The sequence below is a fragment of the Vibrio celticus genome (genome assembly GCF_024347335.1).
In the GTDB taxonomy this organism is placed as follows: domain Bacteria; phylum Pseudomonadota; class Gammaproteobacteria; order Enterobacterales; family Vibrionaceae; genus Vibrio; species Vibrio celticus.
The window spans coordinates 1,189,810-1,204,018 of sequence record NZ_AP025464.1; the positions used below are offsets into that span (position 1 = coordinate 1,189,810).

A 14,209-nucleotide genomic window follows, 5' to 3' on the forward strand; every position below is an offset into this window, starting at 1 on the left:
CATCCGGCCTATCTATTCTTTGATGTAGAGGTCCTTAGAATAGATACGCCCTTCCACGTTGTTTTTCGCAAAGCCACCAACACTTGGTCGCACTAGGCGAGCCTGCATGTAGTAATAGATGGGTGCGATAGGCATATCTTCCGCCAGTAACTGCTCCGCTTGGTCATAGAAACCTTGGCGATCTTGCTCGTTGGTTGCGGCCAGTGCGCTGTCCATTGCAGAGTCGTATTTATCGTTGTTGTAACGGGCAAAGTTACCCGAAGACTCAGAGCGCAGTAGGCTCAAGAAGGTCGACGCTTCATTGTAATCACCACACCAAGAAGCGCGCATCACATCAAAATCACCTTGGCGACGTGACACCAAGTAAGACTTCCACTCTTGGTTTTCCAGCTCAACTTGCGCGCCTAAGTTACCTTTGAGCATGGAAGCGATAGCCACTGCAATCGACTTGTTCGACTCACTGGTGTTATAGAGCAGTTTGAAATCCAATGGATTAGCCTCATCGTAACCCGCTTCTTTCAACAGCTCTTTTGCCTTTTGGTCACGTTCCTTTTGAGTCCATGTGCTGTATTCAGGCTGAGTCGCATCAAAGCCAGCCGTGTACTCATGAGCAAAGGTATAAGCCGGTAGGTTACCCACCTGAGTGACACCATTGGTGATGACGTCACGCATCATCGAATAAGACACCGCTTTACGCACTCGCGCGTCATCGAATGGAGGTCGCGTGGTATTGAACGCGTAGTAGTAAGTACACAGCAGAGGAACTGCGGTAAACGCATCTTGGTATTTGATTTTGAGCTGCTGCGCCATGTGTGTCGGCACATCAGACGTGATATCGACCTCACCCACTGCATAACGGTTAATCGAAGCGTTTTGGTTTTCGAACGGAATGTAAGTCACTTGGGTTAGATTGGTATCTGAACTGTCCCAGTAGTTAGGATTCTTCTTCAGTTCAATGCGTTCGTTAACCACCCACTCGTCCAACACAAACGCGCCATTACCGACAAACTGCTTAGGGTCACTCCACGGCTTATCGCTATTTTCTAGCGTAGCCTTATGAACGGGCATCATGGATGTGTGGCCCGTCATCGCAACAAAGTACGGCACCTTGCTATCAAGCTCGAACTTCACCGTGTGTTTGTCGACAGCGGAAATACCAAGCTCTTCAACGGGCTTCTTACCTTCTGCTACGTCAGCAATGTTGTTGATCTTGGTGAGCTTGAGATACCACACGTTTGGCGAAGCCAGTTTAGGGTCAACCGCACGTCTTAACGCATACACGAAATCATCGGCCGTCACCGGATCGCCATTCGACCATTTCGCGTCTTTACGCAGGTGGAATACAAACGTCTGGTTGTCTTCGGTTTCCCAAGATTCCGCGACACCTGGAGTAATATTGCCATCGCGATCTTGGATCACTAAACCCTCAAATAGGTCACGTAGGATGTGCATTTCTGGCAGGCCTTCTGCTTTCGCAGGGTCAAGCGTCGCCGCTTCTGCATCATTAGCACGAACTAAGTGTTGGTCTTTTGCCAGCGAAACACCAGCAGGTAAGGTTTCAGCAACGGCAGTCACTGATATAAAAGGGGTCAATAAAGATGAAATGAGTAAAGCCGTTGAATGTTTTTTAAAATCCATGTTTGTTTGCTCTCCTAGCCTATCTTTGAAGCAAGTAATAAAATTAACAATGCGACGGTTGACGAGTTTTGACGCTATGGTTTATTTAAAGGGGTTCATCTAATGGACTTAGTTAATGATTAATATAGCCAATAGTGAATACTTGATAGTACTTGATCAATCAGGAGATTAAGGTGAGTTTAATTCCAAGAACGGAAAGAGCTGCGTTTTCAATAAAGCCGCTGTCATATGGAAAGTCGGTGTTGGGTGCGCCTTTGCTCTATTTCCCCGCGCAAATAGAAAGCGAGTCTCGCGGGCTGATCTTAGCAGGCACACACGGTGATGAAACCGCTTCTATCGCGGGTTTGTCTTGCGCGCTAAGAAGCTTGCCAGCAGCCAACTTACGACACGATGTGATCCTGTCGATGAACCCAGACGGCAATCAACTCGGCACTCGCGCTAACGCCAACCAAGTAGACCTAAACCGTGCATTCCCGACTAAAAACTGGACAGAAAACGGCACCGTCTATCGCTGGAGTTCTCACACACCAGTCAGAGATGTAAAAGTGAAAACGGGACAAGCCGATCAGCTTGAAGCTGAAGTGCAATCGCTCATTAACCTCATTGAACAGCGTAAGCCCAAATTCGTCATCTCTTTCCACGAACCACTCGCCATGGTCGACGACCCAGCTCAATCCGAACTCACCACTTGGCTAGGTAAGCAGTTCAACCTACCACTCGTCGAAGACGTGGATTACGAAACCCCAGGCTCATTCGGCACATGGTGCCAAGAAAGAAACCTACCATGCATTACCGTAGAACTACCGCCCGTTTCTGCGGATTTGACTATCGAGAAATATTTGGATGCATTTGTGGCTGTGTTGGGGTTTAAGAATGTCTAAAGAACTCGGTAGTTAATAATCGATAATCACCTGCTCAGTAGGCAAGTTTTTTCTGTACTCTATAAGTTGGGCTATTAGATTGCTTATAACCATTATGCCCATAATAGATACTTGAATTGCGCTGAATGATTCGCCCATCAACGTAGCGCCAAGAATCATCGCGAGAATAGGATTCAAAGTGCCAAAGAAACTTAATTCGTTAGTTGAAATCATTGGTATCGTGTAGATATAAGCACCATAAGCCACAGAAGTTAACCCTACGGTTAGCCAAACCATCGCAGCCCACTGTTCACCATTAACAGGAATTGCGGCAACAAAGGACTTTCCACTGAATGACATCTCCCAATACGCCATCGGAATCAATATAAGCCCTCCAAATATCAACTTCCAAGTGAGTAGCTTCCACCAATGTATTTTCTTCATCACATGTTTTGCAACAACACTTCCCCCAATTAGAGCCGTCATTGCGCCAACGAGTAAAAGTACTGCGCTAAAGCTTATTGGAACCGTACTAGTAAGAAACAGATAAGCAGAACAACTAATCAGAATCATCGCTGATACCAACTGGATTATCGAAGGCTTAACTTGATGGAATATTCCCATAATAGCTAAACCAATAACCGGCAAGGCCACCATACCAACACCGACTAATGTGCTAGGGATCTGCATGGCTGCGGCGAATAGCAAGCCAAAAAACAAGGCGATATTCAGGAATCCAATTAATAGCAAAGCTGGTAATTCTGAAAGCTTAGGGAGCGTGGGCTTAACCAATAGAAGAAGTAATCCCGCAGGTAGTGCTCTCCAAACTGATAAAGCAAAAGGTGACCAACCAACAAACTCCGAAGAGACTACTGCGTAAGTTGTCCCCCAAAGAATGGGCGCTAACATTGCCAAAAATACTTTCATAGAACATCTCTTTTGTGTTTAACTAAACATACTTTACTTAAACCAATCTAGTTAGTAAAGTACTCTCAAGAGAAGGTACACCCATCACCTTATATATTGAGAAGCCATTTTTTTGCTCGAAAAATCAACTAAAACAGGAGATAACATGAAAGTAATATCAATATTTGTAAAAACCACGGGGTTCTTAATCAAAAAGATTTTCTTTCTTCTGATTGAGGCTATATCTTTGACGTACATGATTTTTCATATCAACAAAGCGATTGGGGAAATTATTTTTTACGGTATGAAGTTAATTTTCACCAAGCACCAGCACAAAAGATTGATCTCAAGGGCTCACAAAATCACAATGCGTAAGGATTAAATTTGAATATCAGCATCGAAGAAGTTACAAAACAGTGGCTATCAGTGGACAACAACCTAAATAGAGACACGGTCGAACTTGCAACATTTTTTGTAAGATTCGGCTCACTAATGTCTGAGGCTAGAAATAACTTCTGCAAAAGTTATGGCGTTAATGTTTCTGAATTCGATGTTCTTGCTACACTTTTTCGCTCAGAAAGCCCTTATGAATTGACAGCAAAAGAACTAAAAGAGCGTACGTTGTTACCATCATCTGGCGCGTTATCCAACAGGATTGATCGATTGGATACCAAGGGTTTAGTCGCCAGAAGACATGATTCCGTAGATAAGAGGTCTGTAAAAATCTCGCTAACTCAAGATGGTGTTGATCTGATGTCTAACGCCGCCCCAGAATTTTTTGATGAAATTGGCAAGTTGTTCAAAAATCTAAACGACGCCCAGGTAATGCAGTTAAAATCAATGTTTGGCCAATTGCTTCCTTAGTATCCTCATGTAACTAGCGTGAAACATGCTAGAAGGAGGTTCGAGCCCATACTTAGGTATGCAACATATGGGCTTCACTTCAAATGCCTGCCGCCATCAAGGTGCAAAGTCCTTCCTGTCATATAATGACTAGCCAGAACAAACTTAATACCATCTATCACTTCTTCAAAGCCTGCTTCGGCGGGAATCAGAGCTTTTTTCAGAGCTTTGGTTTTGTACGCCTCATCGTCATGTTCATTGAATTTGATCATGGCTGGAGAGACAGTATTGACTTTCACCTTGGGAGCCAACATCGCTGAGAACGACAGCGTCAGGTTGTTGAGCGCAGCTTTACTGGCCGCGTAAGCGATGTGTTTTTTACTGCCTTTTTCCGCAACGTAATCACTGATGTGGATGATGTCCGACGTTTTATCGACAGACATTAATTGGTCTTTGAGAGTTAAATTGACTAGATAAGGCACGGTAGCGTGAACTGTCATCATCTGGTTCATGATTTGTAATGCGTTTTCACGGGGGTTGCCTTTGTTCTCCGGTCGCCAGTCGGAAGCATTATGGATGATGGCTCGGATCGCCTTATATTCTTGACCAACATAATGCAGAAAACCCTCTAGGCTGCTTTGTTGATAAAAGTCTACCTGTTGCAAGTCTGCTCCACTGTCGCGGAGTAATTGCAGGTGTGGATAGTCGCTTCGGTAAGTACCAACTATTTTGTATCCGTCAGATAAAAGTTGCTGCGCCAGAGCGAATCCTAAACGCTTCCCCACTCCCGTTATTAGAATTGTTTCACTCATCGTAAAAACTCAGCTCTAGTTTGAGGGTTAGTTTTGAAACTGCCACCAAGCGCGGTTGTGGTGGTTTCAGAGTTAGCGTCCATAACGCCTCTCGATTTAACGCAGTAGTGGGTTGCTTTAATCGTCACAGCCACATTTTCTGTTTCAACCAGAGCCTGTATCGCGACTAGGATTTGCTGGGTAAGGCGTTCTTGAACCTGCGGGCGCTGAGCGAAGAATCGAACAATCCGGTTTATTTTAGATAGCCCGAGAATCTTGGATTCAGGGATATAAGCCACTTGTGCTAAACCATCGATGGTAATGAAGTGATGTTCGCACGTAGAAGTTAAATTGATGTCTGATACCTTGACCATTTCATCAGCCGACATTTTGTTGTCGATAACACTGATTTTGGGGAAGTTATTGTAGTCGAGCCCTGAAAATATCTCGTGAACGTACATCTTTGCGATTCGATGAGGTGTTTCAGCAAGACTATCATCGGTTAAATCCAGCCCAAGCGTACTGACAACTTCCGCTAAAAGTCCTTTGATGCGGTTGTACTTCTGGTCGGGGTTCATTTCGCTCGATGTCATCGGGGTTTCTAAACCCTTTTCGAGCAAAGCTTCTCTTACTTTTGCAGCTTCTGTGGTTAGCATGAGTCGCTCCTTATGAATTAATCTTCGAGTTCTGCTTCATAGCTCAGGGTGAGCGAGACTGAATCGGCGAAACGTAGAGCATGAGGCTTGTCAATTCTCACTTGAGCGTATCGGACCCATGAATGATCGATACAAATGCCGAGTACGTCACTGGTTAACTTTTCTAAAAGCAGAAACCGTCCAGATTCAACATGTCCAATAATTTTTTTGCAGATATTTTTGTAGTTAAGTGCGTTCTCCACATCATCAGAGAGGCAAAGGTTGTTTGCGGGGTAATGGATCTCCGCATTTATAACGATGTCTTGCTGCTTAGTTTTTTCTTCTTCGTTGAAGCCGATGAAGGTTCTTAGTCTGAGATTTGTGATGGTGATAATCGCATTGTGATTCATAACAGTTTCCGATCCTTAGAAGGTAGAGTGAGTTACGTGCCTGTTAGAAGAAAAGATCAATAAAGCTCAAGCGTGCTGTTTAAAGCCGTTGTAGGGATTAAGTGAAGCTGACCTTGAAAGGTATAAGTTCGGTTTTCTGACTCAGCTGATCGAAGTTGTTCCAGAGGTGCTGAAAAGAGATATCTAGAGTGGGATGACGTTCTTGCGCGGCAACATCAACTAACGGTCGAAGCACAAAAGCGTACTCGGTGATTTCACCTCGAGGCAACTCGACTCCATCAATAATGCCCACTTCGTTACCATAAAGAAGGATATCGATATCCATCGTGCGCGACGCGTATTCTTTAGTTTCACGCTTGCGATCATTCTCCAATTCTATTTGATGCAGAACCTTGGCCAGTTCAGCGATAGAAAGGTCACATTCAAACCCTACGACTAGGTTCAGGAAGTTGTCCCCTTCAAAACCAACTGGCTCACAATCGTAGAAATTAGAAATGTGCAGAGGTGCAAAGCGGCTATTCAATGCTTTGAGAGATTCTGTGACGTGATGTTCGCGGTTAATGTTACTTCCGATGCTGACATAGACGGTGGCCATATTGTTTTCTCCCTTTTAACGAACCTCTTACGTTGTAAGTCGATAGGAAGATCAGCTATGTATCCGTTTGATGTGGGGAGGGTAAAAGAAAATCTCCCGACAACTCATATAGAGATCGGTTCTAAGTCGGAAAGAGAGGCTTTTGAACTAGAAAATGCCACGGGCGAAAATTCAGCTTATGAAGGTTCTGGACAATTCCGAGTTGCGTCTTTTGTTAATATAGCAAAGCATGAATTATTAAAAGTATGGAAAAAGTCGCTTACGTGAGTGTCCAGTATCACTGGAGCAGATCAGTTCACTGTGTGAGCACCAAACCAGACACAATTAAAGTAATTCCAATCACCCTTTGCATGTCGAGTTTGCCCCTAAACTAGCCAACACAACGCGCGCCCAAAGACATCATTAGCGCCATACTCCACGCACAAAAAAGCGCGAGAGACGGGTGTCATTCTCGCGCTTTTTTAGAACCGTATAACTTGAAGTTTACGGTTAGATCTTAGCTGTAAACGTACGGCTAATTACATCCTGTTGCTGCTCACGTGTTAGCGAGTTGAATCGCACAGCGTAACCCGACACTCGGATGGTTAACTGTGGGTATTTTTCTGGATGTTCAACGGCATCCAACAACATGTCACGGTTAAGCACGTTCACGTTAAGATGCTGCCCACCCTCAACACGAATCGATCCTGCACTTTCCTCATGGTGGAAGTAACCATCCATTAGTGCTGCTAGGTTCACTTTTTGGCTTAGGTCATCTTTACCTAGTGCATTTGGTACGATTGAGAAGGTGTAAGAGATACCATCTTTAGCGAACTCGAATGGCAGTTTGGCAACCGAAGACAGTGAAGCCACCGCACCTTTCTCATCACGACCGTGCATTGGGTTTGCACCTGGGCCAAATGGCATACCTGCGCGGCGACCATCTGGTGTGTTACCGGTTTTTTTACCATATACAACGTTTGAAGTAATCGTAAGGATAGATTGCGTAGGAACCGCTTCACGGTAGGTGTTCATTTTCTGAATTTTCTTCATAAAACGTTCAACCAAATCACAAGCAATATCATCGACACGTGAATCGTTGTTGCCGAATTTTGGATATTCGCCTTCAATCTCAAAGTCGACAGCTATGCCATCTTCGTTACGTACTGGTGTTACCTTCGCGTATTTGATAGCCGCTAACGAGTCAGCAACAACCGACAGCCCTGCAATACCACAAGCCATTGTTCGATGAACATCGCGATCCATTAATGCCATTAACGATGCTTCATAGCTGTAGCGGTCATGCGAGTAATGGATCACGTTCAGCGCAGTGACGTATTGTGTTGCAAGCCAATCCATCATGTCATCAAAGCGAGGCATTAAACGGTCAAAATCGAGAACTTCATCTTCGATACGAGCAACTTGAGGGCCAACCTGCATGTTAGATTTTTCATCAACACCACCGTTAATGGTGTAAAGCAGCGCTTTGGCAAGGTTTGCACGAGCACCAAAGAACTGCATATGTTGGCCAACCACCTGTGGGCTCACACAACACGCAATCGCGTAATCGTCGTTATCAAAATCCGCACGCATTAGATCATCGTTCTCATACTGAAGTGATGAGGTTTCGATAGACACTTTAGCCGCGTATTGTTTAAACGCGATAGGCAGTTGTTCAGACCATAGAACCGTCATATTCGGCTCTGGTGCTGGGCCCATCGTGTGCAATGTATGCAAGTAGCGGAAAGTCGTTTTGCTAACAAGAGTACGACCATCAACGCCCATACCTGCCATTGCTTCCGTTGCCCAAATTGGGTCGCCAGAGAACAATGAATCGTATTCCGGTGTGCGTAGGAAACGAACCATACGAAGCTTCATGATGAAATGGTCAATCAACTCTTGCGCTTGTTTTTCATCAATCAGACCAAGTTTAAGGTCACGTTCGATGTAAACATCTAGGAAGGTTGATGTACGGCCTAGCGACATCGCAGCACCATTTTGAGACTTAACCGCAGCTAAGTAGCCAAAATAGGTAAATTGGATTGCTTCTTGCGCAGTACGAGCAGGAGAAGACATATCAATGCCGTACTTCAAACCCATTTCTCGCATTTCATCAAGGGCACGAATTTGATCAGTAAGCTCTTCACGTAAACGCAATGTCTTATCTAAATCACCACCCGTTTCAAGCATCTTCTGAGTCGATTTGAACTGCTCATTTTTGTCTGATTTTAGGAAGTCTATACCGTACAAGGCAAGACGACGGTAGTCGCCAATAATACGTCCACGACCATAAGCATCTGGCAGACCAGTAATAATACCAGACCGGCGACATGCTTTAATTTCATCGGTATAAAGATCGAACGCTACTTGGTTATGCGTTTTGCGGTACTCAGTGAAGATCTTTTCGATTTGTGGCTCTAATTCACGACCGTACACTTCGCACGACGTTTTCACCATTCGAATACCACCATTAGCGATGATGCCGCGTTTTAGGGGTTTATCGGTTTGTAGACCCACGATTTTTTCGAGGTTTTTTGCAATGTAACCTGCATCGTGTGAGGTGATAGTGGAAACGATATCAGTATCAAAATCGACAGGGGCATGAGTGCGGCTTTCTTCTTTAATACCCTCTAGCACCGATTCCCATAGCTGTGTCGTCGACTCCGACACGTCCGCAAGAAAAGATTCATCACCTTCATAAGGGGTGTAGTTTCGCTGAATAAAATCACGTGCATTAACGGATGTTTGCCACTCGCCAGCTTGAAATCCCGCCCAAGCTTCCATCATATCGGTTGTCGGAATAGTCATAATGACCTCCTAAGTTATTGATAAACAGACAATATCGATGATTATTTATAATCATTGGTTTCTGCTGGCTATACTAAACCGACCAATCTATGAGTAAAGTGAGCTGTTTTCATAAAATACATGCACAAAATGCATTTATTGAAATTACTATTTTATATTCAATACCTTAAGTTGAAGGTTAACTACTCTAGATTCCAATTAGTTTGTTGTTTCAAAAGCAGGAAATAGACTCTTAATGACTCACCGACGTTGAAAAAAGGTTGATAATCACCACACCTGCCAAAATCAAAGCGATGCCAATGATCGCGTATATGTCTAGCTTTTGCCCGTAGACCAACCAAGACAACGCCGCGACTAACACAATCCCTGCCCCACACCAAATCGCATACGCCACACCCAAAGACATGGTTTGAACCGTGAGAGACAACAGATAAAAAGCAAAGCCATAACCGACGAGTACCGCGGCGGTAGCGGGAAGGGAAGTAAATTGCTGCGTTTTAGGCAATAAAGAAGTCGCGACAACTTCAAGCACGATGGCGAGTGACAGCATAACTGGAGGCGGAAGAGATAAAAGCATGTTTGAGTCCACAACATTAAATACGGCGCTCAGAATATTGTAGTTTTATTTCCAATTCATGCGATTTTCAGTAAGCAATTATTATGACGTGCCTTAAAAATTCTTAAGTGTGATTGTTCATTCATCGAAGAACAGAAAGACAAAAAGAGCCCTACAACATCATGTGTAGAGCTCTTTTTTAATAAGCTAATTGGTTAATCCGCTAACAATCTAAGTAGCTTAATTTGCTGATGATGAACCTCTTAGGATATCGCGCTTCACTTCACCTTTCAGATCGGTCAGGGTTTGCTGGTCGAGATCAATCAAGAAGTGGTCACTTGCTTGGCCTGTTGCGAATTTTTCAAGAATCACGAACAAACTACCAAAACGAGAACGGAACACTTCACCAACGGTATATTGGCCAAGGTCACCCAGTTCTGAATCCACCGTGCCATCGAACTCTGAAAGTTCACGACTCAGCAAATCATATTGGCGCAATTGTGTTTCACCGATATCACGGAATGCCAGTTCGTCTGCGTTACGTAAACGGTAGAAGTCGGTCGCTAACAACTCACCACTCCACTCTGCAAATTCAGCTAACTCTAGTCCCTCTAAAGAAGCCAGTTTCTCAGCGACAACTTTAGCTGTCTGCCAGTCATGTTGGAATTGATCGTAGTCATCAACACCATTTTCCACACAAGCGCCAACATCGTAACCCAGTTCATTAGCTAACTGACACACGGTAAAGTTGGTTTCTAACTGAGACATGATCATCATCTCTTCGCCATTCATTTCCATGATCATAGCGCGCATCTCTAACGGCCAGTCACCCGGAAGGAAGCGTAGGCGCGTTAGTTCACGGATGTGCCAGTCGGTGAGTTCGTAGTAGCTCTCTGAATTCAGAATGTCTTTGTTCCAGATCTTAGCTTCTGCATCAGGATCGCCATTCGCAGCTTGAGTAAGGTATTCATGCTCTTCTTCATAGTGGCTGAATAGCTCGTTGTAACGTTTAACTTGGTCGATAACCACCGTCTCAACTTCAATCTGGTTATCAGGGCGAATGTTCAGCAGCTTATACGCAGGAATGTAACCCGCTAGCGATGGTGCTTGAATATTAAAGAGTGTGTGCTGTACGCCATCGATATTGAAGCTCTTCTTACCCGTATCATTAAAGTGCATGTGGCCACCAACGTGGATATTTAGGCCAGTCGCAGCTAATGCGCGACTGGTATCGTCAGCAGGTTCACGAGCCAGTTGATGGCTTCCTTCGCCAAACAGATCTTCAATTTCTTCAGAAGCGCCGTTGTAGAAGTCGGTCATTGGGAAGTGCGAGAAAGACACCAGCGTCTTGTTCTGCTCTTTCGCTGCTTGTACAACATCAGAGATCCAATCGATCACGTGTTCTTTGTGAGTCAGCATCATGTTATAACCAGCGCTGCTTGAACCATCAAACGTGTTTCCATCGACAGAGCTATCAGACGAGTTTTCTTTCGGGCGATAAACGTTCGCGTCGATCGCCAGCAACCAAAGTCCTTTCACAGGCTCTACTAAATAGCTGGTATCCGGCACTTCAGAACAACTTGAGTAAGCACTTTCTTTGTAACTGCCTCCCGTACCTTCATAACAGATCTCGTACATGCGCTTATCAAAAGCCGCTTCTTCTTTGGCTAAATCATAGCTGTAATTAGTTCGAGCTTGGTCGCTGCTGTAAGGCGTTTCAAAGTAGAGGTAATCTTGTTGAGGGTAGAAGCCGTGAGTACCTAGGATACTCATGATCTCTTCATAGCCCCATTCACGTACTTCTTCAGTACAAATAGTTGCTAAGTTGTCACCTTCACCGGGAATAGTCGTCCACTCATCGTCATAACCAACACACTCTTCTTTACCGCGGCTATAGATACGCTGCTTCTTGCCACCCTCGCCTAGGTAATCAGATTTACCTGCAGGGATGGTAAATGGACGCACTGGATCGTGGTTGCCTGGCGCTGCAAAAAACTCAAGACGGTACGTGTCGCGGTAGTGATCAAAGATACTAACCAAGCCACGCATATGAATTGGCTGGCCGTCGTCACTAAAGTCACCTGGCAAGGCTACGTATTTAACGCCACGCTCAACCACATCATCAAGCGCCGCTATCATCGCAAAGTAGTTTTCATTAAATAGACGCGTGGAGTTCATCTGAGACTCCATCGTTCTGATCGTAGCGTTTTTACCACTCATGGAATTCGGTAAGCCAGCGAACGAACCGTCTTGAAAATCACCGTAAACATCATGGAAATGGATATCAGACATGAATGCGACTTGCACTGCGCTATCTAGATTGCCGCTGTCGTCACTTGGTGAACTTGAATTACAACCAGCTAATGTGGCTGCTATCAAGCCTGACAGTACGGTCAATGTACTCTTTTTCATTTTCTCTTCCCAAAAAGTTAGAACTCAAAATTTGGCGAGGAGACTAGATGAGAAAAATGACACTATTGTTTCTTATATCTTACAAAACGTCGCACAACGAACGCTTATGCGACATTGCTTCAGTCGTTAAAATTCAACAAGCTATCATTCATCTTAAAAGCTGATAGTTCAATAATACGAATCGGCTATTAATATATAAATAGCCATAAAACCTCCACCTAAACATCTGTAAAAAAAATACATTCAGACAGTTTGGATAAGTCGCCTGTCCTCAAACCTGAGTCGCTCTAGCTAAGATAGTTACCAACAAGAAAACTGACCGCTCCATACTTATTATTACAAATACGTAATAATCATTTTCTATTTAAGGGGATTATCAAAACTCGTACTCACACCTATACTAGCTCCAACAAAACGAGAGAGCGGAAACAATTAAGCTCAACTACGCTTAACGGGTTGAATTTAATTGCACAGTTATCCGCTGTACTGACATATATAGGAAACATCCAATGACAATCGAAATTAAACCTGGTCAAACGCATATCAAATCAAAAGCAATGGTTGCATGGGCAGCTGGCGAGCCACTAAAAATGGAAGAAGTTGATGTACAACTTCCTAAAGCTGGTGAGGTTCTAGTTCGCATCGTTGCTACTGGTGTTTGTCACACTGACGCATTCACATTATCAGGTGACGATCCAGAAGGTATCTTCCCTTCAATTCTTGGTCACGAAGGTGGCGGTATCGTTGAGATGATCGGCGAAGGCGTTACAAGTGTTGAGATTGGCGACCACGTGATTCCACTTTACACAGCTGAATGTGGCGAATGTAAGTTCTGTAAATCGGGTAAAACTAACCTATGCCAAGCGGTTCGCGAAACGCAAGGTAAAGGCCTAATGCCAGACGGTACAAGCCGCTTCTCTATTAATGGCGAAACAATTTTCCATTACATGGGCTGCTCTACTTTCTCTGAATACACTGTACTTCCAGAAATCTCTCTAGCGAAAGTAAGCAAAGAAGCACCACTTGAAGAAGTTTGTCTTCTAGGTTGTGGTGTAACAACAGGCATGGGCGCGGTACTGAACACAGCTAAAGTTGAAAAAGGCGACAACGTTGCTGTATTCGGCCTAGGCGGTATCGGTCTTTCTGCAATCATTGGTGCTCGCATGGCTGGTGCTGACCGCATCATCGGTGTTGATATCAACGAGAGCAAATTCGAGCTAGCAAAACAGCTTGGCGCGACTGACTGCATCAACCCAACTAAATTCGACAAGCCAATCCAAGACGTTATCGTTGAGATGACAGACGGTGGTGTTGAGTACTCTTTTGAGTGTATTGGTAACGTAAACGTGATGCGTCAAGCACTTGAGTGCTGCCACAAAGGTTGGGGCGAATCAGTAATCATAGGTGTTGCGGGTGCAGGTCAAGAGATCTCAACTCGTCCATTCCAACTAGTGACTGGTCGTGTATGGCGTGGTTCTGCTTTCGGTGGTGTTAAAGGCCGCTCTGAGCTTCCAGAAATCGTTAACCGCTACATGGCAGGTGAGTTTGGTCTTCAAGAGTTCATTACTCACACTATGGGTCTGCAAGACGTAAACGAAGCATTCGACCTAATGCACAAAGGTGAATCTATCCGTACTGTTCTACACATGGATAAGTAATTCTCCTTGGTCTCGATACTTAGGTGTCGAGGCCAAAGCTATAAATGAAAAGCAACAAACTGTCTTCACCACCTCCTGCCCGGTGGGTGGTGAAACTTTAAATGATATAGACACGTTA

At 44.4% G+C, this 14,209-nt stretch carries 13 protein-coding genes; 4 read left to right on the plus strand and 9 right to left on the minus strand.

Going from position 1 to position 14,209, the window contains the following annotated elements; translation table 11 throughout:
* Positions 1-12 precede the first annotated feature (12 nt).
* Entirely contained in the window at positions 13-1,638 is a 1,626-nt protein-coding gene (locus tag OCV19_RS21275) for an ABC transporter substrate-binding protein (protein ID WP_065675294.1), read from the minus strand.
* Positions 1,639-1,811: 173 nt separating this feature from the next.
* Here OCV19_RS21275 and mpaA point away from each other — a divergent pair, with 173 nt between their 5' ends.
* A complete protein-coding gene (gene mpaA, locus OCV19_RS21280; protein WP_065675295.1) occupies positions 1,812-2,519 on the plus strand; it encodes a murein tripeptide amidase MpaA in 708 nt (235 codons plus the stop codon).
* A 12-nt stretch (positions 2,520-2,531) separates the two neighbouring features.
* Here the strand turns inward: mpaA and OCV19_RS21285 are convergent, their stop codons facing one another.
* Positions 2,532-3,425, minus strand: a complete 894-nt coding sequence (locus tag OCV19_RS21285; protein ID WP_065675296.1) for a DMT family transporter — start codon at positions 3,423-3,425, stop codon at positions 2,532-2,534.
* A gap of 363 nt (positions 3,426-3,788) precedes the next feature.
* On the opposite strand from OCV19_RS21285, the gene OCV19_RS21290 reads away from it, so the two are divergent.
* Complete coding sequence (locus OCV19_RS21290; RefSeq protein ID WP_240508206.1) at positions 3,789-4,268, plus strand: MarR family winged helix-turn-helix transcriptional regulator; 480 nt, start codon at positions 3,789-3,791, stop codon at positions 4,266-4,268.
* A 74-nt stretch (positions 4,269-4,342) separates the two neighbouring features.
* Here the strand turns inward: OCV19_RS21290 and folM are convergent, their stop codons facing one another.
* The 4 genes from folM to folK all read right to left on the minus strand — a co-directional run bounded on the left by folM (position 4,343) and on the right by folK (position 6,678).
* Positions 4,343-5,059, minus strand: a complete 717-nt coding sequence (folM, locus tag OCV19_RS21295; RefSeq protein ID WP_065675298.1) for a dihydromonapterin reductase — start codon at positions 5,057-5,059, stop codon at positions 4,343-4,345.
* The gene (folE, locus tag OCV19_RS21300; protein WP_065675299.1) at positions 5,056-5,694 is read right to left on the minus strand and encodes a GTP cyclohydrolase I FolE; all 639 of its coding nucleotides are present in this window, start codon (positions 5,692-5,694) and stop codon (positions 5,056-5,058) included. Before folE ends, folM begins: the two co-directional genes overlap by 4 nt.
* Positions 5,695-5,711: 17 nt before the next feature.
* A complete protein-coding gene (gene folX, locus OCV19_RS21305) occupies positions 5,712-6,083 on the minus strand; it encodes a dihydroneopterin triphosphate 2'-epimerase (RefSeq protein WP_065675300.1) in 372 nt (123 codons plus the stop codon).
* A 97-nt stretch (positions 6,084-6,180) separates the two neighbouring features.
* Complete coding sequence (gene folK / locus OCV19_RS21310) at positions 6,181-6,678, minus strand: 2-amino-4-hydroxy-6-hydroxymethyldihydropteridine diphosphokinase (protein ID WP_050632482.1); 498 nt, start codon at positions 6,676-6,678, stop codon at positions 6,181-6,183.
* A gap of 57 nt (positions 6,679-6,735) precedes the next feature.
* Here folK and OCV19_RS21315 point away from each other — a divergent pair, with 57 nt between their 5' ends.
* Entirely contained in the window at positions 6,736-6,945 is a 210-nt protein-coding gene (locus OCV19_RS21315) for a hypothetical protein (protein WP_065675301.1), read from the plus strand.
* A gap of 222 nt (positions 6,946-7,167) precedes the next feature.
* On the opposite strand, the gene pflB is transcribed toward OCV19_RS21315, so the two are convergent.
* The 3 genes from pflB to OCV19_RS21330 all read right to left on the minus strand — a co-directional run bounded on the left by pflB (position 7,168) and on the right by OCV19_RS21330 (position 12,433).
* Positions 7,168-9,465, minus strand: a complete 2,298-nt coding sequence (pflB, locus tag OCV19_RS21320; protein WP_065675302.1) for a formate C-acetyltransferase — start codon at positions 9,463-9,465, stop codon at positions 7,168-7,170.
* Positions 9,466-9,697: 232 nt separating this feature from the next.
* A complete protein-coding gene (locus tag OCV19_RS21325; RefSeq protein WP_050643697.1) occupies positions 9,698-10,042 on the minus strand; it encodes a DMT family transporter in 345 nt (114 codons plus the stop codon).
* 219 nt (positions 10,043-10,261) lie between these two features.
* Positions 10,262-12,433 carry a metallophosphoesterase gene (locus OCV19_RS21330; RefSeq protein ID WP_065675303.1) on the minus strand — a complete coding sequence of 724 codons (2,172 nt, stop codon included), beginning with the start codon at positions 12,431-12,433 and terminating at the stop codon, positions 10,262-10,264.
* A gap of 509 nt (positions 12,434-12,942) precedes the next feature.
* On the opposite strand from OCV19_RS21330, the gene OCV19_RS21335 reads away from it, so the two are divergent.
* On the plus strand, positions 12,943-14,091 hold the full coding sequence (locus OCV19_RS21335; RefSeq protein ID WP_012601124.1) for an S-(hydroxymethyl)glutathione dehydrogenase/class III alcohol dehydrogenase: 1,149 nt from the start codon (positions 12,943-12,945) through the stop codon (positions 14,089-14,091).
* The last annotated feature ends 118 nt before the right edge of the window (positions 14,092-14,209 follow it).